This window comes from Actinoplanes sp. CA-131856 (genome assembly GCF_050956135.1).
Taxonomy (GTDB): domain Bacteria; phylum Actinomycetota; class Actinomycetes; order Mycobacteriales; family Micromonosporaceae; genus Actinoplanes.
In genome coordinates this window covers 8,669,967-8,694,616 of the sequence record NZ_CP191849.1, presented here as the reverse complement: position 1 = coordinate 8,694,616, position 24,650 = coordinate 8,669,967, and the positions used below count along the sequence as shown (strand labels likewise).

Here is a 24,650-nt window from a genome sequence, read left to right as displayed (position 1 = left end):
GGGTGGCCGGGCTCACCGAGCCCTGCGGCGCGCGCCGACGGCGCGTTGAAGGGTTTGCGACAGCGCGCGGTCTGCGCGCGGGGGCTGACCGCAGCCGGTGTCGTCGAAGGTGTGGGTGCAGAGACTTTGAGTTATTTCAAGGTATGGAAATGCGACTATCTTTCGCGTACCGTGCGTCAGGCCGAATCTGATCACCGACCTCGGGCCGGGCTCACGGGTAAGCAGCCGGCTGCCGGGCTCGGTACGCCCTCGACGCGCCAGCCGCAGGATAGGACGACTCGCGTGACGCTTTCCCGACTGGAGCTGGCCAAGCAGGTCCTCGGCCACGCGTGGCATGCGCCGATCCTGCGCCTTCTCGCCGATAGGCCCAGCCGCTACGCCGAGATCAGGGCTGGATTGATGCGCCAGCAGGGGCAGTCGCCCGGTGACGGCTACATCAGCACTGAACTCAAGGGCCTGCGCGAGCTCGGCTTGGTCGAGCAACGCGCGGTGGAAGGTACCCGCAGGCAGGTGTGGGCACTAACCGACCTCGGTATGATCGCAGTGTCCATAATGGAGGACATGGAGCGTCCGGCGGTGTCCGCGGCCGGAACCTCCCCGGATCGGGTCATACGGCCTCGGGAAGGACTATCGATGGACGAAATCCAAGCCCGTGCCCAAAACCTCGATACCTCCGTCGCGCATCCCGCGCGCCGGTACAACTATTGGCTCGGCGGTAAGGACAACTTCGCCGCTGACCGCGAGTCCGGTGACCTGCTGGAGAAGGCGTACCCGACGGTGCGGGTACTGGCCGTCGAGAATCGCAGGTTCCTGCAGCGGGCGGTGACGTACCTGGCCGGTGAGGCCGGTATCGATCAGTTCTTGGACATCGGCACCGGTCTGCCGACCGCCGACAACACGCATGAGGTCGCCCAGCGCCTCAACCCGGCGAGCCGCGTGGTCTATGTCGACAACGATCCGATGGTCATGGCGCACGCTCGGGCCCTGTTGACCAGCACACCGCAGGGCCGCTCGAGTTACATCGAGCAGGACCTGCGCAATCCGGGGCAGATCCTCGCCGATGCCACGGTGCGGCAGACGCTGGACTTCAGCCGGCCGGTGGCGGTCATGCTGATCGCGGTGTTGCACTTCATCGAGGACTACGACGAAGCGAACGCTATCGTGCACCATCTGATGGGCGCTCTGCCCTCCGGCAGCTGCCTGGCCGCCACCAACATCACCCCCGACTTCGCCACCGCCGAGGAGCTGGCCGCGGCCGAGGCAAGGTACCGCGGCCGCAAGCCTGACGCCTTCGCGCGCACGCGCGGGCAGTTCGCCGGCTTCTTCGACGGGTTGCGACTGGTCGAGCCGGGGATCTCGCCGGTCACCGAATGGCGGCCGACGGTGGCAGCGCAGGACCGTGTCCGCCCGCGCGACGCCGCCATGTACGCCGCGGTGGGGATCAAACCCTAGCTCTCCCGCCCGGCAGGCCATCACCCGCCGGCAATGGTTTTCCCAGGGTGCGCGGCGACTCTTACCGAGTTTCCCTCCCGCGTGCGATCAGTGTGGCCATCGATCGTGACTACCGGCCGACCTTGCGTGATCCACACGGCGGCGAGTGGAGCAGCCTCGATAGGCGCGGCGATCACGCAGCACCGGTCAGCTCGCCGCTGTGGCGAGCCCGCCGCGGTCGCCGGATGTCTGGCCGCGCCGGTGGACCATCCAGGCGCGTGACGCGTACCAGAACGCTACGGTCAGGGCGTAGATGACGGCGGGGATGCCAGGACCGGAGCGCGACACGATCAGCGTGAAGAATCCGATCAGCACGGCGAGCAGCAGCCGTGCGGCCAGATGCCGCACCAGCGCGCAGGCGATCGCGACGCCGACGAGGAATCCGCCGATGGCGCCAAGGGGATGGAACCAGTCGTTGAACCAGGGGTTCGGTGGGCCGAGCCACCGTAGCGTCACCCCGGCGATGCCGGCGGCCGCTGCGAGCACGGAGCTGGCGGGAAAGGCGAGCACCGCGTCCCAGCTGTGGGTGGGTGTGTGGGGTAGGGCTCGGCCGGCCCAGGCAAGTAGCAGAGCGGCGGCAAGGATCGGCAGGATCGGCAGCAGCGCCCATCGCAGCAGCAGGGAGATCGGCTGGGCGAAGAACACCGCCGCGGTGACGGCCAGGACCCCGGCTGTGGCCACACTGGCTACGGCCGCGGCCAGGATACCGGCGCCAATGCGCAGCGGTGCCCGCTCAGCGAGCCGGTCGGTCGGGCCTTGTTGTTCGAGCAACATCGTGAACAGTCCGGCTGCCTGCATGGCCGTCACCACGACCAGAACACAGGCGACGCTGAGTTCACCCCAGCCGGCCCAAACGTAGTACCACTCGCTGCGGTACTGCGGGGTGCCGTTGTTGAACTCGGCCGACAGCAGAAAGTGCGTGTAAACGACCAGGGCCGCCAGCCCTGACACGCCTAGGGCGAGCAACCGCCGCAGCGGCGGCAACCCTACCGGTGCGGGGGCCGGCCCGATCCGGCCCAACATTCCGGCGGCGCCGCGCACCGCCGCCAGGTCCGGGTGTGTGTCCACCTGTACGGCCCGGCCGAGCTTCGCGGCGATCATGTCGCCCGCGGCCGGGATGCCCGCCGTCGCACCGATAACGCGTACCGAATCGATCTGGCCGAGGGTCAGATCGGCGTTGTCCACCACCGTCGCCGCCAGAGCGGCGGTTCGTTCGAGGACCGGCCGGGCGCTCTGGTGCAAGCTCGCGATGGTCATCACCACCGGCGGCCGGTCGGCGGGCAGGGGCAGAGTGACGGCCGGCTGCGACGTCAGCGACTGCTTGGCGGTTCGGAGAGCGGCCAGCATCATCCACCGCTGCCCAGCGGGAAGGTGCTCATCCTCGCTGCCGGTCAGCGTCGCGGTCAGAGCGGTGTCGATCCGGTCGCCGCCGGCATCCGCGTCGGCGAGTGTGGAGAGCACCTCCCAGCCGGACGGCCCGTATGACACGACAGTGGCCTCACTGCCGGCGCCCACGTCGATCACCAGGATGGTGGTTCCCGGCGCCGGTGTGCTGCCGGCGGCTCCGCCCGCCCGCAGTGCGGCTACCGGGGCCTCGATCAGCTCGGTGACCGGCAGCCCCGCGCGGCGGCAGGCGTGACGCAGCCACGTCCGGCGGCGCGGCCCCCAGCTGGCCGGCACGACCAGCCGGACGTGCCGCAGCGGCTCGCCAAGGACTCGCTGCGCTTGGGCCAGTACGTGCCGCAAGGTCGCCGCGACCAGATCGGCGACTTCGACAGCGACACCGCGCACGCTGACCTGCTCCGTCGCCGCGCGCAGCGGCGCCACGACGAATCCGTCGGGATCGTTGCCCGCGTGCTGCCAGGCTGCGGCGCCGGCCACGATCTGACCGTCGCCAACATAGACGGCGCTGGTCAATTCCGTGCCTGCGTCGAAACTCAGGGGCGTCCAACGACCGTCCGGCCAGGAAAGTACCGCCCGCGTGCAGGCCGTCCCATAGTCGATCGTCAAGTGTGGATACACAACGGTCAGTTAAACAGCCGATCTCCAGTGCGGCAGTCGGCGAATCCCGCCGCATTTGCACGAAGTAACCGGGTGTTCCAGTCCGCTGAACCGCTGTGTTAACGATGGTAAGTGGTCGTAAGCACCGTTTAGTGGGCCTCAGCCGGATCGCGGCCTAGCGCCGACGTCAGCTGGCGCGCCTCGCGCCGTCACCAGGCCCGCTGCGGGCATGAGCCGGTTCACGGTGCTGGCCACCAATTCGGCTAACGGGCCGCAACGCGGGAGGAAAACGTCCGAAGATGATGCGCCTGATCGCCGTTCTCATCAAAATATCGACGACGGCCACGTTGATCATCGGTGTGCCCCTGTTCTTCATCGCCGCTGGTGGACTGCCGCAGCGCCTTCCCTCCGCCCAGCAGATCGAGGCATGGGCACTGAATCCGCTGTACGGCGATGCCGCCGGCATCACCGGATGGCTAGCCGCATGGCTAGTCTGGGCGACGATCACCGTTCTTACGGTGACGGCGACGGCGCGCCGTCTAGCCCGGCTGCATTGGACGAGAATCAGTAGGCTGCTACCCACGCCGACGCACGGCATGGCCGCGGCCCTGATCGGTGCGTCCGCGGTCGCCGCGCCGCTGACCGCGACCGCCGCACAGGCCATCCCGGTCACCGCGACAGCCGCCGACAACCACGACACGGCAACCGACACGCAGCAGACCGCCCAGCCCCCGCCGTCCCCGGCCAACAGCACAACCGACACGGCTTCAACACCAAGCGGCGCCAGCCGGCATGTCGTCGTCCGCAAGGGCGACACACTGTCCGACATCGCCAAGCGTTGCCTGGGCGACGAGAACGCCTGGCCCACCATTTTCGCCCTCAATCGGGGCACTCACTTCCCCGAGGTGGGCGGTACGTTCACCGACCCGGACGTCATCTTCCCTGGCTGGAAACTCCGGCTGCCAGATATTACCGTCACCGGATTCCCGCAGCCCCACGCACCCGCCGACCCTCGTACCGGCGAGCCCCGACCCGACACACCGACGCCCCCCGCCCCCACGACGGCGCCCGCGAATGCCGCACCCTCCGGCAGCGCCAGCACACCCGAGCCGAGCGGTGAACCGGAAGCCGGCACCGGTAGCCACACCGCCGCACCGCGCAGCCCCGAACGCGCCCCTCGCAGCGACGCAGCCGTCGGCCTGCAACTGGCCACCGGCAGCTGGCTGGACGTCGGCCTAGCCGTAGCGATCACCACAGCCGCCGCTGCGGTCTGGGCTCACCGCCGCCGGCGCTACACCGGCCGCAGCATCTCCCCACAGCTGCGCCTCGACGATCCCGACCTAGCACCCATGCCGCCGGTCATCACTCAGATCCGTCGCCGACTGCACCACGCCCCCGACACACAAGCCGACGCAGCGAGCTGGACCGCCCCTCTGTCCGCCCCGGCCACCCACACCCGCCACATGTCCGGCATCGGCCCGGCCGCCCCATCCCTGAACGCGAACGAGAACGAGGACGGACCCGAACCGTTGGTCGACGACCCCGAGACCCGCTCCGCTCCCGCCGCAGTCGCACCGGTCGTGCCGACACTGAGCAACACGGCTGCGGCGTGGCCGGCTTCCGGGCTCGGCCTGACCGGACCCGGCGCCCACTCGGCGGCCCGCGGTTTCCTGACCGCTGCCCTCGCCGGCCATGACACCGACGCCGGACCCTGCCGCGTGGTACTGCCCTCCACCACGGCGGCCACCCTGCTCGGGGCCGCCACGGCTACCTTGCCCCGTACTCCGCGGCTGATCGTCACCGACGATCTCGCCGAAGCCCTCGACACGCTCGAACAGCAGATCCTGCACCGAAGCCGCCTGGTCGACGGGCACGAGGTCGACACCGTCACCGCGATGCGCGCCGCCGACCCCTACGAAGAAGGCACCCCGCCCACCCTGCTGATCGCCGACGTCGGCGGCAACCACGAACGCGCCCGTATCGCCGCCCTGCTCGCCCAAGGCCAACGCCTCGACATCCACGGCGTTCTGCTCGGTGACTGGCCCGCCGGTGACACCATCATCGTGGACACCGACGGCACCACGGCCCCCGGCGCCAGCGCAGGCCACGGCCGCCACCCCGCCGACGTCGGCCGGCTCGCCGTCCTCACCCCTACCGAGACGGTCGCGGTGATCACCACCTTGGCCGAGGCACACACCGGACTCCCGCAGCAGCCACCCGCCGCCGACGCAGCTCCGTCGCACCACAGCACCGCCGAATGCCCAGCGAACCCGGACCCTGCCGCCGCGCCTGGAGAAGACGCGTGCCGGGTGCCGGCCGCGCTAGCCGATCTCGAGGCCGCGACCGCAGCCACGGTCGCCGCCCACCTCGACCTGCCATACTCGGCCGCCACCGCCAAACTCGTCCAGTGCGAACACACCGGTCACACCGAGGCGACCCGCGCCGAGAGCGGTCAAAACCTCTGGCGGCTCACCACCACTGGCCGCGCCGCCCTCGACACGCTCGCCACCGACCCGTCGGCTTCGATGCCAGCCGATCCGGCAGCCAGCGCCGTCCGGCACGTCGCCATCCAACCAACAGATGAAATCGAGGCGCCCACCAGCGACCGCTACGCCGAGAACGGCGCCGCCCTGCAATGGCCCGACCCTACAACCACATTCACCAGCGAAGACCCGACGGCGCAGGATGCCGGCGACGACACCCGGAGGCCCGGCAAGGTCGAGGTGACCGTGCTCGGTGAGGCCAGCATCGTAGCGACCCATGCCGACCGGCGGCCACGCCGCAAAGCCCTCGAACTGCTGGTCTACCTCGCCGTCCACGACGGCAGCGCCACCGTCGAAGCCATCCTTGACGACTTGATGCCAGACGTCCCCGCCAGCAAAGCTCCGGAACGGCTGCACACCTACGTCTCCGACCTGCGGTCGGTCATGCGCCGTATCGGCGGCCCCGCCACCTATCTAACTCACCCACCCCAGCGGTACACGCTCAACCCGGACGTCGTCGACGTCGACCTGTGGCGGGTGCGTGCAGCGATCCGCACTGCACGCCAGGCCAGCGACCCCCGCCAGCGCATCGACGCCCTGCAGAAGGCGGTCGACACGTACCGCGGCCCGCTCGCTGACGGAGCTGACTACGAGTGGGCCGAGTCCTACCGCGAAGCCATCCGTCAGCAAGCCCTCGACGCCCACCTCGCGCTGGCCGACATCCTCACCGAGGATCCCGCAGCCCAGGTTCGCGTGCTCGAAGCAGCGATCGGGCACAGTCCGTACAGCGAGCATTTATATCAGCGAGCGATGCGGGCTCGCGCCGCACTCGGGCACCTCGACGCCATCCGCAGCCTGCGGCGCGCTCTCGACCGTGCGCTGGCCGAGATCGACGCGGAACCCGGCGACGACACCACCGCCCTCGCCGACCAACTCATCGTCGACCTACAACGCCCCGGCCACCGTACCGACATCAAAACCACGAACGGCACCATCTGAGCCGCCCACGATCGCTACCTACCGGCACCCAGCCGATGCGGTCGGACTGGTTCGTCCGCACATCGCGGCGGTCGATGACGGGGAAGCCCTGCTGCGTCCTGTCACGGCTCGTCTTTAGCAGCGTGAAGTAGAGCCGGTCGCGACTTGCCGCTCAGTGATCGAATAATTACAATAAGTAATAACACTATGGCTATTCTCAGATACGTCGTGGAGTAAACATGCCGGATCAGGACGACGAGCGACGCATCTCCGAGGTAGAGAAACAGGCCTTCAAGGCGCTGGGTGACGCCATCGGCAAGGGCAGTGGCGACCCGACCGGTGTGGTCGCGTTCGCGTGGCGCAAGGCACTGGAAGCGGTCGCCGCCAACCCGAAGCGATTCTCCGACAATGTCGGCCGCTACGGTCAGCTCCCCGGAACCGGGCACATCATGCTGTGGCAGCGGGCACACGACACGATTGGGGCCGAGCGTAAGGAGCTTGAAGACCAGGGTTGACCTTGCCTTTGACCTCAGAGGCTCAACCGTGACAGGCGGTCGGCCATGTGCATAGGGTTGCAGCGTGGTTGAACGCGTTCAAGTTCCATGGGTTGTGGTGTGCCGGTGGGTGCTGCTCGGCCTCGCCATCGCCTGGAGCGCCGGGATGGTCGGATTCGCCGCCGCGAACGGTGGTGCAATCCCGGCACTGTTTTTCGGTGTCTGGTCTGTAGCTCTGTTGGCACCACCCTTCGCCACACAGAATCGGCAGTCTTTTTCAACGGTGTGCATTATTGCGGCGCTGGCCGACCTGATGATCGGCTTCCTCTTCGCTTTTTGGGGCTTGTTTCTGCTCTGGCCTCTAGCGATACCCCTGGCAGGGGCGGGATTCCTGCCGCCACGTCTGCCCGGATGGCGTTCAATCAGACCACAACGAGGAAAGGACCCTATTCCCACTCGTGGTCCGAGCGTTACGGCGCCCGGACCACGAGGAGCTGGACGGCCACCGTCGTTTGAGGGCGGCAGCCGTCCAGAATCCGCCAGCGGGGCCGGCTGGCTTCAGTCGTGAGAGTCGGGCTCCGAATGGCGGCCGTTCTGGAGCCCGGGCTCAGCCCGCCGTCAGGATCAATGTCGTGACTTTCGCGCCCACCATGTAGGTGTCACCGGGTGAGCGCGAGCATGTCGATCAGCGAGCCCGGGTCGCCGGTGATCGCCCGTCACGCAAGGCGTCGAGCTCGCGACGGCCAACGCCCAGCGGCCCCAAAGGCGGCTGGCTGGGCAAGCTGATCAATGCCGGCGTCGCCGCCACCAGCCACCCGTCGACGACTGGTGTGTACGGCCCGCGGGGGCGTGGTTGACGGGAGACGCGGTCAACTCTGGATGATGCTCGGGTTCAACAACGCCTTGGGTGACCCCGATCGGGTCGACGTAGATCTTCGGGTCGTACTTCCGGGCGCGTTCACGTACGAACCAGGCCATCCATTGGTTGGCTCCGTCAAGCGGATCCTGGTGCGGCTCGTAGGCGAAAATCGCTACAGAGGACAGCGCGTTGTTGTAGAGGTAGTCGTCGGTCGTGTGTCCTGCGCTCCACGTGGCGGCTGCTTCTGCTAGGTGCGGCCAGGCATCGAGCAGGCCCTGCACGCCGGCGCGAGCCTCTTCCCGGGTGAGGCCGACCGCGCCCATGACGATCCGAAGCCGATTGCCTTCGTCTGTACGGGGAATGTCGATCTGCATCCAACCCCAGAGCTTCTCGGCCTGAGATTTCATGACGTCAACGTAGCGCAACCAGGCACGCCCAGGCCGGAACCTCTGCGGCGCTCGACGACGCGATCCGGTGACATACCAACGAGCCCGACCGGTCGAGCGTAGACAAACTGGGATGGCACAGATCCTCCCTGGTAAAACGTGCGCCGACATGCGAAAACACCTCGATGACAAAGGGCACGTCGGATCGGTCGGTGCTGACATGGGTTTCAGCAGCGACGCCCGAGCCGAGGTAGTGGATCGGCGATTGCATTGTTCGCCTTGACGGTGCCGTCACGATCGGCAAGCGCGCATCACGGGCCGGTTCAGTCTCACTCGAAGGCGCGACGATCCCGAGCTTCGCATCGGCGATCAAGTAGGGGCTTAAGTGAACAGGTGGTCGTTCATCAGCCCTTCGGCCGTCGGCTGGCATCGGCTATGGGTGCCCGATCAGGGGTTGCGCATGCGGCGGGTAGCCGTAGCCGTCTTGCCAGGGAAAACGGCCGTGCTCGTCGGGCCAGACCAGCTGTTGAACGCGCACCTTGCCGTCTCCGTAGAGCGCGAACGCTACGCCGGGATGCAGGTCGTCGTTTGGCGGGCCGTCGACGATGACCGCGTCGTAGCCGACGAGGACGTCAGTGAGGTGTTGGCCGTGGGCGAATCGCTCGGATCTGTCGTATACACGGCGGGCGAGGTCGTTGAGCAGACTCTGCGCGATGTCAGGGCGCAGCCCGCTGAGCAGGAGCTCCGGGTGACCATGGGTGGTGAGGCCGACGGTGTAGGTGAACGGGGCGCAGGCGGACGGGTCGTCAGGCGAGGGAAAGACGTGTACGACGGACCAGCCGGCCCGGTCGATGATCTCGCGCTGTTGCTGCAGGATGTCTGCCATGCTCGGCATGAGCGGGTTCTCCTTCGGATCGCAGAGTGCGATGTGGCCTTGCCGGGCACCGCCGCGCGAACCGGCGGCAGCGCTCGGCAGGGCTCTAGGCCCAGGCGTGGAAAGTGACGGTGAGCGCGGGCCGGCCTATCCCGGCCGGGTGCAGCAGGCCGGCGGCGCCGATCCGGGCGCACCAGTCGTCGGGAAACGCGTCGCTGTCATAGACGACCGCCCAGGCGTCGTAGCTGTCGGTGGGGCTGCTGTCATTGACGTAGCCGCCGGTGACGTGGGCGTCGATGCCGGCCTCGGTCCTGGGCGGTCGAATCGGAACCGGGCCACGTCGCGTTCGTGCAGGGAAGCGGCGAATGTGTCGAGCAGCCGCTGGAGGCTCTGAGCCACCGTCTCTCGCAGTTCGTCGGATTGCTCGGCGATCCGCGTGTTAGTCGGGTCGTAGTCGTACAGGGTGGGGTGGCTGATCCAGTCGTTTTCGAGCAGGATGCGCAGATCCGCGGCGCTGGCTTGCCGGCACAGCGTGCTGGCTACGGCCTTGGCCGCGGGCAGGACGAGGCTGATGCCGGCGGGTAGATACCGGTCGCGCAAGAGCATGTCGGCGCCCATGGCGACCACCTCCTTCGTCGATGTGAAGGGGCGGTCGGGTAGGCAGCCGTCACGCCTGATGCCGGCGGCGGGCATGTCGGTGCCCGCGTGGGCAGTGCAGGGCCCGTGCTGCCGGGCAGTGGCCAGCCGGGCACGGGCCCGCAGCAGGCGCATATCGACACCCTGCTGCGGGGCACGTTCGGCTCCGTGCGCCAGGGTCAGGCGTTCTCGATCGCGGTGACGGCGGCGTCGGCGATGTGGGAGACGGCGTCGACCGGATCGGCGACGGTGATCGTGGTGGTGTGGGTGAAAGTGTGGTTGCGCTTGGCAGCGGGGTGCAGCCACAGCACGGCGCATCCGGCCCGGTGCAGGGTGGTGATCAGCTTTTGGGCGGCGGGTTTGTCGGCGAGGTGGCCGTCGGAGACGACGGCGAGGAGCCGTAGGGTGCGCCCGTGGCGCAGCTCGAGCAGCCGGTCGGCGAGTTTCACGGCGTCGGTGAAGGTGTGGGTGCCGCCTTCGGGCTGCATGTGCAGGACCTTGCTGGGGCGGTTGTTCGGCGGCACCAGCAGGGTGGTGCGGTCACCGAAGCCGATGGTGGTGGTGACGGCCTGGCCGCGGTGGGCGGCGTGCGCGAAGATCCACGCCGCGACCGACAGTTGGGTCGCGTAGGCGTGCATGGAGCCGGACAGGTCGACCAGGACGGCGAGGTGCAGGGTCGGTTTCGGTGGTGGTTGCTGGGTGCGGTGCTGCCACGGTTGCGCGGTCGGGGTCTGCCCGGCGGCTGCCTGGGCGTCGGCGGTGATCGCGTGCCGGGTACGTAGCCGGCCTGGTGGTAGCACGACGCCGTGCCGGACGGTTTCGGGGTTGCGGGTTCGGGCTTTGCGGATCCTGGCGGCGAGCGTGCGGGCCGCGGCATGCTGCTCGGCGGTAGGGGGAAATGACGGCCAGTCGCTGGGAGCCGGGTAGCGCCGGTCGAGGACTCGCGCACGATAGTCGGCGAGGGTGAGCCCGAGGGCGACGGCGAGGAAGTCGGTCAAGGCCTGCTCGAGGCGGCCCGGGAACTCGCCCGCATCCGCGGTGGGGACCGTGCGATGTCGGTTCGGATCGATGTCGAGGATCTCGCACCATCGGCGCGCCAGCTCGATCATGGTGCCGGCGTCGGTGTCATCGACCTGGTGTGCTCGTTTCCAGACCTCGCGGAGCCGGCGCAGGCGTGACCGGCCGAGGACCGCGGTGACGGCGGCCTTGATGCTGCGGACGTCTTTGTTAGTCAGGATGCGGGCGTCGACGCGGGCCAGCACGAGCGCGGCCAGCACGCCGGCATGCCACAGGTCGTCGACCGGTGCCGTCCTCGGGTCGATCAGGATGGTGAAGACAGGCTGGCGGAGCCAGCGGCGGTCGCCGCGGCGACCGCCACGTTGCCGGCCTTCGGCCCGTGCTTCCTCGAGCAGGTCGGCGACCTCGGCGAGGATCGGCGCTGTGCCCGCCGGCGCCGTCCACCGGCTGTGGGCGGCGTGCGCGGCGCCGTGCACGAGCAGCCCGTAGCCGACGGGCGCGAGCCGCTTGTGGCCGGCTTTACGAGGGTCGGCGATCTGCGGTGTGTCGGCGATGTAGTTCGCGTCGACTTCGATGCGCCGTAGTGCGGGGTAGAAGCATTCCGGGGCGCCGCCGCCGGCACCCGGGGCGACGAACACGTGCAGGTCGGCGCGGCCGGTCAGGAGAGGTATGTGCTTGGTCCAGGCGTCGGACCAGGGCTGCCAGTCGCCGTCCGGGGCGACAGGGGCAGTCGGTTTGCCGGGGCGGCGGTGCTTGTTGGATTGCGTCATCAGGTGCCTCCTGCGGCTTGGACGGGGTCAACGGGTGCCGAGAGCGAGAGCGGCGATCGGTCTGCCGGTGTGCCGCGACAGCGCGGAGGTGACCTCGGCACGGCAGTCGTCAGGGGCGACGCCGGCCAGGTTCGACAGGGCGGCGGTCATGCCGAGGGTGTCCTTGACCGTGACGAAGCCCAGGAGCTCGCGCAGTTGCGGCGCCCACCCGATCCGGCCGGCGACCAGTTCGGCGTTGAGGTCGATCGCCGCGTCGACGACCGGCTTAGGAACTCTGAGGCTGCGGGCCAGATCCCAGTCGGTGGTGACCTCGATCTGCACGGTGAACCGGCTGCTGAGGGCTTCGGTGAGGACGGCCCCGTGCACGCCGGGGTTGTGGCCGCCGCACACGTAGAACCCGTCTTCGGCGGCCACGATCTCGGTGCCGTTCGGCGTGGTGACAGTGGCCTTGCCGCGGCCGTCCATCACCGGGTAGAGCACGGCGAGCACCCGGGGTGGGATGAGGGTGGCGTCGTCGACGAGCAGCGCCCGGCCTTCGCGCATCGCCTGCACGAGGGGGCCGTAGACGAAGTCGTAGCCGCCGCCGGGCAGCGGGGCGTAGGAGCCGAGGAAGTCATCGACGATCGTGTCGCCGGTGCCCGCGACGGTGAGTAGGTCGTTGAAGGCGGCCTCCAGCATCGCGGTTTTGCCGGTGCCCGGCGGCCCGTACAGCAGTGCCGGCACCTGTCGCTTGCGGAGTTTGCGCAGCACCTCGATGTCCCAGTCGCCGCCGAGCCGGCGCGGGTAGTAGGTCTGCCCGCTGGGGCGGATGATCGGTGCCGGTTTCCCGGCCCGCCGGCCGGAGCCGGTGCGGGGGCCGCCGGTGGCGGGCGGGAGGCTGCCGGCGGCAGCGATCCCCTCGGCGGTGATCTGGAATCGGTGCGGGTTGGTGTGGTGGGTGGCGTGCCCGGCAGCCGCCATCTTCTTGCCCACTTCGAAGACCGCGCCGGTCGACGGTGCTCCGATGGCTTTGGTGATCTCGCCGACCTTGAACAGTTCGTCGGGGCGGTCGCGAAGGTGCAGGGCGACCTTGCGATACAGGTATCCCGACCCGCCGGGGGCCGGGCCGGGACTGGGGCTGGAGGTGGCTGGTGGTGTCGTCAAAGGATCGTGGCCTTTCCGAAAATGCGGACAGGCCTGCGCACCCGTCTCCGGGTGCGCAAGCCTGCAGCGCAGCGGAGACGGTGGATCGTCGTGGACACCCCGGATCGAGTTGATCAGGGACGCCGGACGCCACCTCGGTTCGTGTTTCCGTTGTGACGACCCGTCCGCGTCCTACGTGTTCGCGGTGCCGGGTCGGTCGGGGAAGCGGTTAGTTGGTGGGCTTGGTGGCGGTTCGACTTCGGTGAAGCCGAAGAGCCGCTCGATGACCTGCAGCGCCTGAGTGCTGTACCGGTCGGCGAATCCACGGCAGATCGCCGGTTTCACGCCCTCGACTGCCCCACTGGGCAGGGTGCTGTGACAGACGATAAAGCTTTCCGCCGCTCGGGCCTGCTCGACCAGATCGCGTAGCCTGCCCTGCTGCAGACGCATGAGGTTGCCCGGCCGGAACACGCAGGTGTCACACATCCGGGCCAGCAGCCGGCTGCGCATCGTCTCGAGGTCGCCGACCGACAGGTCGTCCGGCCCGGTCATCGCGGCGACACCGGTCGGGGTTCGTCACCGAGGCTGAACCAGAGCTGCCGTAGCCGTAGCGGCCGATCCAGGCGCCCGCGTCGGGTGTTACGCATGGTGCCCCGCAATTCGCCCCACCTGCTCGCACGGCCGGCGCCGATCAGCCGGCGCCCGCCGCCGGTGGACTCGCAGTCGGCGGGGTTGTAGTCGGAATGCCAAGCGCCGGCGAATTCCGCGTCGAGCCGGTGGGGTAGGAGCTGCGAGGGCGCGGCGAGATGCGCGTCGATCGTGGCGCTCGCCGAGACGAGCACCGCCATCAGAGAAACGATCATGGTCATCGAGGTTCCTCTGCTTGTCGTACAGGTGACTTGGCCCGCGGTTTCAGGTTCTGCCCCGGCCGTATCGTTTTCGCGTCCTGTGCCTGTCACAGGCCACGGGCCCCGCCCTGCGGGTTGGTCGGAGGCGGGCCCGTGGCGTGGCGCGACTGTCGTCAGGTTTCGGGCAGTACGTCGTAATCGCGGAAGCCTTGCCCGGGGGCGCCATGGATGACGTTGAGCGTGTCGCGTTGGAGGTAGGCGGGGTCGGCTCCGGTGGCCTTGGCATGGGCGTGCCACGCGGCCATCAGCGCGTCGCGTGCCTGCCTGGCGGTGGCACCGATCCCGGTCCACGAGTAGTGCGGAGTGTCGGTGGTGGCGACGTAGACGGTCCGATTCGCGAGGGCGGCCCGGGCGACGTCGGGCCAGGTGGGTCTGGGAGCGGCTGTCGGGTCAAGTCCGGCGGCGGCGATGGTGTCGGCGTCGGGCGCGCTGAGGTGCTGCACGATGGCGTGGCCCAGAGCGGTGAGCCCAGTCCGGTTGTCGACGTAGATGCTGCCGTCGAACAGCTCGATGCCGGTCTGCCCCTCGGCGAGGGGATCGTCTCGGAAGAGATCGCCGGGCTGCAGCCAGCGGATGATCCAGCCCGGGTCGGTTGTCTCGTCGCCGCTAGAGGCGGCGCTCGGTTCGGTCATGAGTGTCCTCCTGTCTCGTGAGGCGGTCAGTCGCAGGTCGGTTCGGTGCCGGAGGTTCGGTGCGGCGGTTCGGGCTGCGCCACCTGCCGGCACAGGGCGGTGATTCGGTCGAGGGCCGTGGTGTCGAAGGCGTCGCGGTAGGCGTCGGTTGCTTCGTCACGGCGGGGCTCGTCGAGTACCGCCCAGGTGGTGTCGGCCGGTCCGGTTGCGGCCGTGTACCGCTCGGCCGCGCTGAGGTCGTCTTCCCGCCGACCGGGATCGTTCAGGCGGGGCAGTAGGTCGAGCACTGCGGGATCGCCGTCGTCGATCCCGGCGAGAACGCGGGCGGCGGTGGCCCGGACATCGCCTGTGGCTCGGCCGCCGATGGCGTCTTGTTCCCACCAGCCGGCGGCGTGACGGCCGGCTTCGGCGGCGGCGTCACGCAACCGCTGCAGCGTCGCCTGCCAGCGCGCCTCCACGTCGGCGGGTTCACGTGCAGGGTCGACCGTCGGCGTCGGGCGGGCCGTGTCGGCGTCAGCGGCTTGTTCAGGGTGGTTGTTGCGGACGATGCCGCAGCCGTCGGGGTGCGGCATCGCGAGGTTGGGCGGCGTCCTACGTTGCCACGGCTGGTTTTTCACGGGGGTTCTCCTGTCCTTCTCGGTGGCCGGCGGGTCAGCTTTGTGAGAGGTCCGACCGGACCTGGCAGGACCAGACCTGCCAGCGGGTACCGGTACGGCCGGGCGGCAACGTCGCGGCGAGCAGGCGCTCGCCGCCTTGGTTGCGCGGTGCGGTGGCTACCGGTTGGGTGTCGCCGGTGTTGTGGCAGACGTCGATCAGCCCGGCCAGCGTCGCGACGGACTGCAGCCGGCGATGGCCTTGTCAAGTTCGGCGTCGGTGACGAGGGCGTCCAGCGGCCGGTCCTCGTCGGCCGGTTCGCCGTGGTGGCGGCTGGCGGTCCGGTAGGCGTGCATGCGCCGCTAGGGAGCGTCTCTCGGATCATGGCTTGGTCCAGAGCAGGATCCCGGCGAGAGTGAGTGCGGCCTGGTAGTGCACGGCGAGTTTGTCGGTGCGCATGGCCAGGCCGCGCCACTGTTTGAGCCGGTTGATGCAGCGTTCGGCGACGTTGCGCTGGTGGTAGTGCTGCTGGTCGAAGGCGGGTGGCCGGCCGCCCTGGCGGCCGCGTCGCCGACGGTGGGCTTGCTGGTCGGAAGGCTGCGGAATGGTGGCACGGATGCCGCGTCGGCGCAGCCAAGACCGGATCGCCCGCGACGAGTACGCCTTATCGGCAAGAACCCGGTGGGGGCGTTGACGTGGGCGTCCGGGGCCACGGCGGGGCACGGCAATCGCATCCATGACGGCTTCAAACTGAGGTGCGTCACCTGCCTGCCCCGCGGTGACCAGCAAGCTCATCGGCCGGCAGCGTGACTCCGCGGCGAGGTGGACTTTCGTGGTCAAGCCGCCGCGGGACCGGCCGAGGCTGTGGTCGGCCGGTTCGTGGCGTCGTGATCTTTTCCCGGCCGGAGCCCGGCAGCATGCTGGTGAGCCCGGACCACGGTCGAGTCGACCGCGGTGATCAGCCAGTCCAGTTCGCCGGCGGCGTCGGCGTCAGCTTGCACCGCGGTCAGCAGGTTCTGCCAGGTGCCGTCCAGCGTCCATCGGCGGAACCGGGAGTAGGCGCCCTTCCACGAACCCAGCTCGTCAGGCAGATCCCGCCACGGAGAGCCGGTGCGGTATTTCCACGCGATCGCCTCGATCACCTGGCGGTGATCGGCCCACCGGCCGCCGCGCTGCGGCGACCGGTCCGGCAGATACGGCTCGATCCGAGCCCACATGTCATCAGAGATCCATCGACGAACCGGCACGCTCGCTCAACGAGCCACCCTGATCCAAGAGACGCTCCCTAGCCGAACAACTGGTTTGGGGAGAACGGCTCGGTCAGGCCGTCGTCGCCGCCTGCTGACGATCGGCCCGTTGGCGGTGAGTTGGGCAGTGACCGCGTCCCCGTTGTCCCTGCTGCGCCGTGAGACGGAGCCGATCCGCAGCCCGTAGTTCGGCACGTGCAGGCGCGGGGTGTGCCGCATGGTCACCATGCCTGCTCTTGACCGGCGGCCGGCAGGTCACCGATGATGCGGTCGCAGCGAGCGGGGTCGACCACGTCCCAGCACAGGTTCATGGACCGCACCGACCACCGCCCGTCGGTGCGGGCGGTGCTGCGTTCGATGGCTTCCGGGTCGCCCTGCATGATCCGCCGGTCGACGACGAGGACATCGCCGTCGAAGTAGGTGCGGCCCCACGTCGGGTCCAGTTCGCGGTCCTGCTCGGCCGGGCTCAGAACGCTGTTCCGGTCGGCCTCGCGGTCGGCGGCCCGCTCGGCGACGATCTGCTCGAGGACCGGGCGGTCGCAGGCGAACACCGCCCACCCGTTCCAGTGCCGCTCCAGCACGCCGACGAACCCGACCTGATACCGGTCCGGTCCTTCGTCGTCGGTGCGGTTCCACTCGCCGGAGAACACCGCGTACCGGCCGACCCGCGACCGGTCCGGGTGCAGGTGGGACAGGTCCCGGCCGTCGCGAGTCGGGCTGGCCACCAGCTGGCACAGCACGGCGACGAGCTCGAGCAAGGCCGTGTCGAACGCCTCCGTGTAGGCGTCGACCGCCTGTCTTAGCTGCTCGGAGCTGACCGTCTCGCCGCCGGGGACGGGCACGCCGTGGCGCAGGGTGAGCAGGTCCGTCTCGGTCGGCGGCTCGGTGAAGCGTTGGTTTCGGGTGGCCGATATCGGCAGAGCGTCGATCATCTCCGGGCAGTCCTCGGCGAAGTTGAGCAGCGCGTTGCGGGCCGCCGCCTTTGGGTTGCCCGTGGCGTCCGGACCGATGTGGTGGCGACACCACCAGGCGGCGGCGTCCTGACCGGCGCGCTCCCCGGCGGCGCGGACCGCGTCGAGTGTCTGCTGCCAGGACAGGCCGGTCCCGGCGGACAGCGTCCAGCTGGAGGTCAGCCGGACGAGCCGGGTCTCGGCAGGCAGCCTCTGCTGGGTGCCGTCGTCCCAGTCGACGACGAGGGCCTGCTGCTCGGGGTCGTAGTCGGCGACGGTGCCCTGCGGGCCGTAGCCGAAGGCGCTGGCGATGTCACCGTCGATCACGGCGGCGACGCGTTGTCCAGCGACGAAGGGTTTCACCGTATGTCTCCCATCAATGCGTTAGCGAAGGTCCCGGCGCTGTCGCGCCTGGGCGGATAAGGGACGGGTAGCCGCGGACGGCGGCCACCCGCGTGTGGCTATCGCCGGCTTTCATCCAGTAGCGGCGGATTCGGTCGCCGGGCATCAGCGCGTTCGAGCCAGGCCGGCCGTGCGGATGGCCGGAGAAGCAGCGGCGAAATCAGTCCAGGTCGCTGCTGTCGGCGGTCGTGCCAAGGATCGGGTCGGCAGACGGGCTCCGTAAGCGGGCTCCGGTGATCGGGCCCGAGATCCGGGACCCGAAAGCCGGTGGTTCAGGCCTTCTCGCTGGTGAGGCCGAGCCGTTCCCGTTCGAGGCCGAGCAGGCGCCGGGCGGGGGCGTGCCAGCTGTCGTCGGCGTAGGGGGCTGGGATGGTCCCGTCGGCCAGGGCACGCAACGCGGGGATCTGTTCGGCGTAGGCGCCACCGAGTCTCTCCAGGTCGGTGCAGGCGCGGTTGATGGCGTCGCAAACCTTGGGCGCCCAGCGGCCGGGCTGGCCCCACTTGGGGCGGGTGCGGCCTTGGGTGGGTCCTTCGCAGAGGTGGTAGCCGAGCCAGACGACGGGCGGGTGCAGGCCGACCGCCGTGGCGAGTAGAGCGATCTTGTCGTAGTCCCAGGTGCTGTTGCGTCGTGGGTGCCCGGCGACCTTCGGCCTGGTCAGGATGCGCCAGAAGTTCGGTGCGACAGCGGTGGAGGCGACTATGTCCTTGTCGTCGCGGAACCCGCCGTCGGTCAGCGCCTGGGGTAGTCGGTCGGCGATCAGGTGAGCCAGCTCGCGGCGGACCGCGGGGATGGCGGGGTCGTCGGCGGGCGCCAGGCGCCGCTGCTGGCCGGTCGACTCGGGCGCCGCGACCGGGTCGGGCAGTTGCCCGCCGTCGGCGAGGTAGCCGAGCAGCAGCGCGGCGAAGTCGCTGAGCTGGTTTTCGAAGCCGCGCGTTCGGTCGGCGTAGTCGCCGATTGGTAGCCAGCGTCCGCCGCCACGGTGCCCGACGCGGTGGGCGGCTTCGTGAATGAGAACCAGCAGGGTGCGGTGCCGGTCGATGAGGGCATCGCGGTGGATGGCCGTGTCGCCGGTGACGGGTGTGTAGAACCCGTCCGCGCAGGGTGATTCCTCGCTGGCAGAGTAGACGCGGACCCGGTCCAGCGCGAATGGTCCGATCGCCTGGCGGACCAGATCGCGGCCGGTGGTCAGCGCGGCGCGTTCGTCGGCGCTCAGCTGTTTGTCGGGCACCCAGGTGGTCTTGTTGCGGGTCCGTTCGTAATGGTGACTCTGGCGGGTCTTGGCGACTTCGACACCGAGCAGGGTCATCAGCGACCGCTGCAGGTAGCTGGACAGGCCCTTGGCGGTGACCTCGGTGTAGCCCTTGTCGATCAGGTCCAGCGCTGCTTCCTCGTCGCCGCTGGCGGTGTAGTAGGTGTGGGCCGGCAGATGGGCGCGGCCCCACTGCCGCCAGGCCGCCCGCGGGTAGGGCTCGTAGATGTCGGTGAAGAACTGCTCCGGCTCCCGTAGCTTTCCGCCGGCGAGGGCATGCCGCGCGAACCGGTCGATGACCTGCTCGTCCTGGCTGACGGCGAGCATCGCGCGTACGGCCGTGCGCAGGGCACCGGCTTCGATGACGGTCCGGTCGCGGTTCTGCAGGCCCTTGGCATCCAGTGGCAGGTCGTAGGAGGCCAGCAGGCCGGGCATGACGGTGACCAGGACACCACCGATCCAGATCCGGCCCGGTGTGCCGTCGAGCACGCACTGTCCCGGTGTGGCCGGCGGCTGGTAGCCGGGCTCGGCGAGGGCCCGGAACCGGCCGATGGCGTCGTCGGCGAGCTCGCGGGGACACTCGACGGTGAAGACCGTGCCTGTAGTCCGGCCCGTTTGGTACAGGTGGTAGACGAGCAGTTCCGCCCCCTGGGCAGACCGGGACGGGACCAGCCCGCCGAGCAGATGCCGCCGCTCGACGCTGGGGGTGAACCCGTAGCCGACGGTCTCGCAGCGCACCTGCCCGATCTCTGGGCTGCGGGCCAGGACCAGCGCGGCGAGTTTCTTGCCCTCGCCGAACTGCCCGATCTGCTCGGCCGTCTTCGTCGAGTGGCCGAGCACGAGACCTTCCTCGGGAATGCCGGGACCGTCGTCGGCGATGGTGAGAACCCCGTCGGCCCAGCTGACCCGGGCGTTCGGGTCTTCGTCGAGGGCGTTGGCGATCAGCTCACACAGGGCCCGGACCGGGGTCCAGGACTTCACGTAGTCGGGTGAGATCGGGTAGGCGAGGGTGTTGTCGGTACCGCCTTGGCGGTCGGTGGGCATGGTGACGACATCGTGGTCGGCCACGATTGATCTCCTTGATGCAGAGGGGCTTCGTTTGCGGCACCGTTGACTCACGACGCACGAACGCGCTCGGCCGAAGCCGGGGCTCAGGGCGCGGGCAGCAGAAGGCCCGCCAGAAAACAGCACGCTGATGTGTTGGCGGCGCGAAGCGGCAGGTACAGCAACGCGGGTGAGGGTCAGCGCACTTGGCCCGGTCGTCGCCGGGGCGGCAACTGCCCCGCGCGCGCCGGGGACCTTCGTGGTGAAGCTTCCGGGCAGCGCGGCAGGCGTCCCGGGCGCGTACCCGCGACGTGAGGCTCGTTGGCTGTGGTCCGCGGCGTAGGAGGCCCGGTTCGCTGGCCGGTGAACACTTTCAACCTTTCTAGTTCATCGATATGTGCACGTGGTTGGTGTGCCAGCCGCCCGGATCGTCGTCGCCGAATGGGTTGTTGTAGGTGTGCCAGCCGCGGCCGTCGTCGGTCCAGATCATGCGGAACCAGATGACGTACCGGATGGCCAAGGTTCGGGCGTTGGCGACCGCCCAGGCCGCCATGGCATCCCCCAGCGCCTTCTGGCTGCCGGTGGCTTCACCGTCGGCGGTCATCATCCAGTCGCAGGCGCGGCCCTGCGGGTGTTCGCCGTGGTCCTCGACGCGCCAGCAGCGCGGAGCCGGGAAACCGGCGGCGTCGGCCTGGACCACGAGGTGCAGCGTGCGCGGGGTGAGGCAGCCCGCGCCGGTGGTCGGATCCGGGCGGATGGAGCACTGTTCGTCCGGCAGCGAGCCGTCGGGGTTGCGCGGGGCGGGTGCGGCCATGCTGATCGCCGGGCAGGTGATCGTGGTCCCGGTGACCGCGCTGACCAGTTGTACGGCGTCCGGTTCCCATTTCGCGTAGGCCTGCGGGTAGGCGCTGATCTGCACCGTCTGCGCCGCCTGTGCCACGGTCATCGTCTGCCAGCCGGCAACGGCCAGCAGCTTGGTGTAGAACGAGGTCGCCGCGTAGTGCGGGTCCTGCAGCTGGGCGGGCGAGCCCCAGCCCTGGCTCGGGCGTTGCTGGAAGAGCCCGACCGAGTCGCGGTCTCCGCCGGGCAGGTTGATCAGCGATGACTCCTGCATGGCGGTGGCTACCGCGATCACCTGGCCGCGGGCAGGGATCTGCATGTGCTGGCCGACCGCGACGATGATCGCCGCGTTGGCGACCTGCTCGGCGTCCCACCCGCTGATCGGTTCAGGCGCCGCACCCGCGGCGCCGCTGCCGGAGGCGGGGGAACCGGTCGGTGACACAGCGGCGGGCAGACAGCTCAACGACGCATTTCCGCCGCCGCCCCCGAGCATGCCGAGCAGCAGGCCGGAGCAGCCCAGCAGCACGACGGTGACCGCGACCGCGATCCCGCCGATGGCACGAGAGATCATCGCCGGTCACCTGGGCCCTGCGGTGCCGTTGCCGGACAGGACGCGGTGGCCACCGGTCCGCTGCGGGCGGGCCCGCCGTATGGCCGGTCCGGGCGCGGGGCTTCCCGCGAGGTGGCGGCTCATGACGCGAGCGGCTCGCGGCTGACCAGGTCGCCGCCGCTGGTGTGCACCGTGAGCGTGTCGGTGCCGGGGTCGAGCAAGTAGATCCACTGGGCGTCGAGGTGGGCAGTGGCGGCGAGGGCGACAACGGTGACCGGCTGGTGTGGCAGGAGAGGAAGCCCACCGGCGGTACCCGCGGCCAGTGTCCTTCCCACGCCAGCGATCAGCTGTCCGCCGGCGAACGCCGGCGTGCTGCTGTCGGTGACGGCCGGGTCGAGGTAGTCCCAGTCGTATGCGAGCAGCATGGTGGCCAGCCGGTGGGTGTCGCCGGCGGCCGCATTGGCCCAAATAGTTCGCAGCGTGGCGATCATGAACCAGCGGTTGACGCCGCTGTGGACGTAGCGCAGGCGGACGTGGCCGGGCTGATCGGGGTCGTGGACGCCGACGTAGCTGTAGGTGCTCACGGTTGTTTCTCCTCGGTTCGCGTCGGAGGTGCGAGTGGCCCCGCCGCTTTGGCGGGCACGGTTGATGGCCACGCCGCCCGGATGGGCGGCGTGGCGGCGAGGGTGCCGGTGGGCACGAAAGTTCAGAGGTGGTTCGCCTGACGGCGCCGGGTGGCTGCGGCGAGGGGCCGCCGAAACGACGCGAAGACCGTCGGGCCGGTCGTGGCATCCACCGCGGTGGTGGGCTCCGGCGGGTCGGTCAGTCGCGCGAGGCCGCTCGGCCCGCAGGGCACGGGTGCGCGCCCGCGCGCTGGATGCTGATGCGCTGGCGGCGGTGGTGTTGGTGGTGGTGGAGCTGGTGGGTGGCGGGCCAGCTCGGCGGCGGCGTGGGCGCTGCGAGCGGGTCCGCAGGGGGCGCGCTGGCCACGGCATTGCAGGTTCGTGCAGAGCCCGTCGGCTCCGGCATGGTGGGCTGAGGCGACCGCGACAGCTAATGCCCACAGGAGACGGTCGGCGACCTCGTCGGTGGCGCAGGCGTTCCCGTTCGCGGGCGGATTCTCGTAGGGGCGGGCATGGGGCGATGCCATAGCGGTGACCTCCTTCGGCAGGCGTCGGCATGCGACGGTCACCGTCCGGCAGCGGACCTGGCGCGTACGTCTTACCTGGTCAGGGCCGCCGGACGGGTGACCATGACAGATGGACGCTTGCCTGGCGATAGAGGTCAAGTCGGGGAGGTTGGGAGCCGCTGGCCCGCTCACCGGTTAGGTCGACAGGCGCGGCTCGCGCCCGTGGGTGCCTCGTGAGTGAGCCGTGTGTGGTGCCGGTGAGGGGGTGATTTCGGTCAGGACCGGTGGGCGTCGCGGCAGCGGGCGTGCTGCGGCAGGTCTGGCGGTTGTGTGGCCGCTGCCGAGTTGCACACGCCGCCGCCCGCTCGCTTGGCCTGGTACATCGCCTCGTCGGCGCCGCGCAGCAGGCCGTGCGGTGAGGCGCCGGTGGTGGTGTAGCCGACGCTGGCAGTGATTTGCCACTCGGCGCGGTCGGCGATCGGGATCGGGGTGCTGGTGATCGCCCGCCAGGCGGCGCGGGCGCACGCGCGGGTCTGTTCGGTGTCGCCGGCGACGAGCAGGACGAACTCGTCGCCGGAGAGCCGCGCGGCGAGCCGCACCGGCGCCGGCAGCTCGGCCAGGCGCAGGCCGACCGCGGTGAGCAGGTCGTTGCCCGCCTCGTGCCCGAGGGTGTCGTTGACGGTTTTGAAGTCGTCGAGGTCGAGCATTACCACGCCGACCGGGGTGCCGGCGGCGAGTGCCCGCTCGAGGTGCTCGAGGACGGCGCGCCGGTTGGGCAGGCCGGTGGTGTCGTCGCGGCGGGCCATCTTTTCGGCGTTCGCGGCGCGTTGCTCGGCGGCTATGGTTTCCCGTCGGGCGGCATCGAGCCGGTCGAGCCGCCGGTACAGCAGGGCTGCGGTGAGGGCGAAGCCGGCGAGGACGCCGCCGAGTGCAGTGAGGATCATGGTCCAGGTCGGGGACAACGGGATCGCTCCTTCGCGGTTAAGGAGCACCGGGACGGGCGTGTTGGCCACGCCTCGAACGCCCGTCCCGGGCTGCATGAAACGGGGTTTGTCTCAGCCGGCGAGCGTGAGCCGGAACGTCACAACCTTGCGGTCGTCGACCCGCACGACGGCGGCGTCGGCTTCCAACTTGTCGAGGGCGTTGGAGACGGCGCCGTGGCTGGCGCGCGGGTAGCCGGTCTTCGCGTCGGCCTGGTCGATCATCTTCTTCACCGCGTCCACCGTGTACTCGCCGTCGGGGTGCGCCTGCAGGACGGCTAGCGCACTGGCCTGCAGAGCGCCCTTGGGACGTCGGCGTGTGGCCGGCGCCGCAGCGGCCGCGCTCGTGCCGGCATCGGCTTCGTGGCCGTCGTCGGGTTCGGTCGCCTGGTCGGCAGCGGCCGTCGCGGGATCGGAAACGGTGACGGGCTCGCCGGTGCCGCTGACAGCGTCGTCGGTGTTGTCAGCGGGCACCTCGTCGCTGCTGAGCTCGCCGCCGGAGGGCATGTCCACCGTGGTCGGCTCCGGAGCGGACGTGTCGGTGCCTGCCGCAACAGGCGCGAAGGCGGTCGCCGGCTCCTGGCCGGCACCGTCGGGGGCAGCTTTGATGGCCGTCGCTGGGGAAGGCTCCGCCTCCGAGGGAGGCGGGGAGGCACTGCGGGCGGCCTGTACGGCGGTGTCTGCAGTGGGTTCGGCGGGTTCGGCGGTGGCGGTGAACTGGCGCGGGGTGGCGGTGCTGGCCCGGCCGGCGTCGGTCAGCCGCCACAGGGTCTGGCCGCTGTCGGGCCGGAACCGTTCGGCCAGTCCGGCGGTTTCCCAGGCGCGGAGCTTGGGGTTCACCGTGGAGTAGGCGATTCCGACCTTCTTGGCGATCGCGGCGGGGGTGGCGTCCTGGCCGAGATCGGCGATCGCGGCCAGGACGGCGAAGTTGCTGTTCGCTGTCGGCGCCGCGGCGGACTCCTCGGCCACCGTGCCGGAGGGTTCGTCGGTCATCGCGGTTCCCTTTCTATGTC

21 protein-coding genes and 1 pseudogene are annotated in these 24,650 nt (G+C 69.8%); 3 read left to right on the top strand and 19 right to left on the bottom strand.

Annotated features, from left to right (window positions below):
* The first annotated feature begins 282 nt into the window (after positions 1 to 282).
* On the top strand, positions 283 to 1,452 hold the full coding sequence (locus ACQP2X_RS39690; protein ID WP_498690743.1) for an SAM-dependent methyltransferase: 1,170 nt from the start codon (positions 283 to 285) through the stop codon (positions 1,450 to 1,452).
* A gap of 186 nt (positions 1,453 to 1,638) precedes the next feature.
* Here the strand turns inward: ACQP2X_RS39690 and ACQP2X_RS39685 are convergent, their stop codons facing one another.
* Entirely contained in the window at positions 1,639 to 3,501 is a 1,863-nt protein-coding gene (locus ACQP2X_RS39685) for an Hsp70 family protein (RefSeq protein WP_498690742.1), read from the bottom strand.
* Positions 3,502 to 3,791: 290 nt separating this feature from the next.
* On the opposite strand from ACQP2X_RS39685, the gene ACQP2X_RS39680 reads away from it, so the two are divergent.
* Entirely contained in the window at positions 3,792 to 6,974 is a 3,183-nt protein-coding gene (locus tag ACQP2X_RS39680) for a BTAD domain-containing putative transcriptional regulator (protein ID WP_498690741.1), read from the top strand.
* Between the two features lie 218 nt (positions 6,975 to 7,192).
* Positions 7,193 to 7,468 carry a hypothetical protein gene (locus ACQP2X_RS39675; protein WP_498690740.1) on the top strand — a complete coding sequence of 92 codons (276 nt, stop codon included), beginning with the start codon at positions 7,193 to 7,195 and terminating at the stop codon, positions 7,466 to 7,468.
* A 765-nt stretch (positions 7,469 to 8,233) separates the two neighbouring features.
* Here the strand turns inward: ACQP2X_RS39675 and ACQP2X_RS39670 are convergent.
* From ACQP2X_RS39670 to ACQP2X_RS39585, 18 genes and pseudogenes are all read right to left on the bottom strand, one after another.
* A complete protein-coding gene (locus ACQP2X_RS39670; RefSeq protein WP_498690739.1) occupies positions 8,234 to 8,713 on the bottom strand; it encodes a hypothetical protein in 480 nt (159 codons plus the stop codon).
* Positions 8,714 to 8,717: 4 nt separating this feature from the next.
* Entirely contained in the window at positions 8,718 to 9,122 is a 405-nt protein-coding gene (locus ACQP2X_RS39665; RefSeq protein ID WP_498690738.1) for a hypothetical protein, read from the bottom strand.
* A gap of 3 nt (positions 9,123 to 9,125) precedes the next feature.
* Positions 9,126 to 9,578 carry a DUF4262 domain-containing protein gene (locus ACQP2X_RS39660; RefSeq protein WP_498690737.1) on the bottom strand — a complete coding sequence of 151 codons (453 nt, stop codon included), beginning with the start codon at positions 9,576 to 9,578 and terminating at the stop codon, positions 9,126 to 9,128.
* 135 nt (positions 9,579 to 9,713) lie between these two features.
* The gene (locus tag ACQP2X_RS39655) at positions 9,714 to 10,337 is read right to left on the bottom strand and encodes a hypothetical protein (RefSeq protein WP_498690736.1); all 624 of its coding nucleotides are present in this window, start codon (positions 10,335 to 10,337) and stop codon (positions 9,714 to 9,716) included.
* 44 nt (positions 10,338 to 10,381) lie between these two features.
* Positions 10,382 to 11,989 (bottom strand): VWA domain-containing protein, encoded by a 1,608-nt coding sequence (locus ACQP2X_RS39650; protein WP_498690734.1) that lies wholly within the window; start codon positions 11,987 to 11,989, stop codon positions 10,382 to 10,384.
* Positions 11,990 to 12,016: 27 nt separating this feature from the next.
* The gene (locus ACQP2X_RS39645) at positions 12,017 to 13,132 is read right to left on the bottom strand and encodes an AAA family ATPase (protein ID WP_498690733.1); all 1,116 of its coding nucleotides are present in this window, start codon (positions 13,130 to 13,132) and stop codon (positions 12,017 to 12,019) included.
* Positions 13,133 to 13,303: 171 nt separating this feature from the next.
* The gene (locus tag ACQP2X_RS39640) at positions 13,304 to 13,663 is read right to left on the bottom strand and encodes a hypothetical protein (RefSeq protein ID WP_498690731.1); all 360 of its coding nucleotides are present in this window, start codon (positions 13,661 to 13,663) and stop codon (positions 13,304 to 13,306) included.
* Positions 13,660 to 13,980 (bottom strand): hypothetical protein, encoded by a 321-nt coding sequence (locus ACQP2X_RS39635; protein ID WP_498690729.1) that lies wholly within the window; start codon positions 13,978 to 13,980, stop codon positions 13,660 to 13,662. Before ACQP2X_RS39635 ends, ACQP2X_RS39640 begins: the two co-directional genes overlap by 4 nt.
* A gap of 152 nt (positions 13,981 to 14,132) precedes the next feature.
* Entirely contained in the window at positions 14,133 to 14,651 is a 519-nt protein-coding gene (locus ACQP2X_RS39630; protein WP_498690727.1) for a hypothetical protein, read from the bottom strand.
* A gap of 26 nt (positions 14,652 to 14,677) precedes the next feature.
* Complete coding sequence (locus ACQP2X_RS39625; protein WP_498690725.1) at positions 14,678 to 15,223, bottom strand: hypothetical protein; 546 nt, start codon at positions 15,221 to 15,223, stop codon at positions 14,678 to 14,680.
* Positions 15,224 to 15,463: 240 nt separating this feature from the next.
* Positions 15,464 to 15,601, bottom strand: coding sequence for a hypothetical protein (locus ACQP2X_RS39620; RefSeq protein WP_498690723.1), 138 nt, complete (start codon positions 15,599 to 15,601; stop codon positions 15,464 to 15,466).
* A gap of 25 nt (positions 15,602 to 15,626) precedes the next feature.
* Positions 15,627 to 16,462 (bottom strand): annotated as a pseudogene (locus ACQP2X_RS39615) (IS5 family transposase).
* Between the two features lie 251 nt (positions 16,463 to 16,713).
* Complete coding sequence (locus tag ACQP2X_RS39610; RefSeq protein WP_498690722.1) at positions 16,714 to 17,805, bottom strand: DUF4314 domain-containing protein; 1,092 nt, start codon at positions 17,803 to 17,805, stop codon at positions 16,714 to 16,716.
* A gap of 311 nt (positions 17,806 to 18,116) precedes the next feature.
* Positions 18,117 to 20,162, bottom strand: coding sequence for an ATP-binding protein (locus ACQP2X_RS39605; RefSeq protein WP_498690721.1), 2,046 nt, complete (start codon positions 20,160 to 20,162; stop codon positions 18,117 to 18,119).
* 358 nt (positions 20,163 to 20,520) lie between these two features.
* Complete coding sequence (locus ACQP2X_RS39600; protein WP_498690720.1) at positions 20,521 to 21,549, bottom strand: VldE C-terminal domain-containing protein; 1,029 nt, start codon at positions 21,547 to 21,549, stop codon at positions 20,521 to 20,523.
* Positions 21,550 to 21,668: 119 nt separating this feature from the next.
* Complete coding sequence (locus tag ACQP2X_RS39595; protein ID WP_498690719.1) at positions 21,669 to 22,112, bottom strand: hypothetical protein; 444 nt, start codon at positions 22,110 to 22,112, stop codon at positions 21,669 to 21,671.
* Positions 22,113 to 22,932: 820 nt separating this feature from the next.
* A complete protein-coding gene (locus ACQP2X_RS39590) occupies positions 22,933 to 23,619 on the bottom strand; it encodes a diguanylate cyclase domain-containing protein (protein ID WP_498690718.1) in 687 nt (228 codons plus the stop codon).
* A 93-nt stretch (positions 23,620 to 23,712) separates the two neighbouring features.
* Positions 23,713 to 24,630 carry a hypothetical protein gene (locus tag ACQP2X_RS39585; RefSeq protein WP_498690715.1) on the bottom strand — a complete coding sequence of 306 codons (918 nt, stop codon included), beginning with the start codon at positions 24,628 to 24,630 and terminating at the stop codon, positions 23,713 to 23,715.
* Positions 24,631 to 24,650: the final 20 nt, after the last annotated feature.

Bases quoted from the DNA above. Each gene is read 5' to 3' on its own strand.
- ACQP2X_RS39680 (WP_498690741.1), top strand. From the start codon at position 3,792: ATGATGCGCCTGATCGCCGTTCTCATCAAAATATCGACGACGGCCACG.
- ACQP2X_RS39675 (WP_498690740.1), top strand. From the start codon at position 7,193: ATGCCGGATCAGGACGACGAGCGACGCATCTCCGAGGTAGAGAAACAG.
- ACQP2X_RS39670 (WP_498690739.1), bottom strand. From the start codon at position 8,713: ATGAAATCTCAGGCCGAGAAGCTCTGGGGTTGGATGCAGATCGACATT.
- ACQP2X_RS39665 (WP_498690738.1), bottom strand. From the start codon at position 9,122: ATGCCAGCCGACGGCCGAAGGGCTGATGAACGACCACCTGTTCACTTA.
- ACQP2X_RS39660 (WP_498690737.1), bottom strand. From the start codon at position 9,578: ATGGCAGACATCCTGCAGCAACAGCGCGAGATCATCGACCGGGCCGGC.
- ACQP2X_RS39655 (WP_498690736.1), bottom strand. From the start codon at position 10,337: ATGCGCCTGCTGCGGGCCCGTGCCCGGCTGGCCACTGCCCGGCAGCAC.
- ACQP2X_RS39650 (WP_498690734.1), bottom strand. From the start codon at position 11,989: ATGACGCAATCCAACAAGCACCGCCGCCCCGGCAAACCGACTGCCCCT.
- ACQP2X_RS39640 (WP_498690731.1), bottom strand. From the start codon at position 13,663: ATGACCGGGCCGGACGACCTGTCGGTCGGCGACCTCGAGACGATGCGC.
- ACQP2X_RS39635 (WP_498690729.1), bottom strand. From the start codon at position 13,980: ATGACCATGATCGTTTCTCTGATGGCGGTGCTCGTCTCGGCGAGCGCC.
- ACQP2X_RS39630 (WP_498690727.1), bottom strand. From the start codon at position 14,651: ATGACCGAACCGAGCGCCGCCTCTAGCGGCGACGAGACAACCGACCCG.
- ACQP2X_RS39625 (WP_498690725.1), bottom strand. From the start codon at position 15,223: ATGCCGCACCCCGACGGCTGCGGCATCGTCCGCAACAACCACCCTGAA.
- ACQP2X_RS39620 (WP_498690723.1), bottom strand. From the start codon at position 15,601: ATGCACGCCTACCGGACCGCCAGCCGCCACCACGGCGAACCGGCCGAC.
- ACQP2X_RS39600 (WP_498690720.1), bottom strand. From the start codon at position 21,549: ATGATCTCTCGTGCCATCGGCGGGATCGCGGTCGCGGTCACCGTCGTG.
- ACQP2X_RS39585 (WP_498690715.1), bottom strand. From the start codon at position 24,630: ATGACCGACGAACCCTCCGGCACGGTGGCCGAGGAGTCCGCCGCGGCG.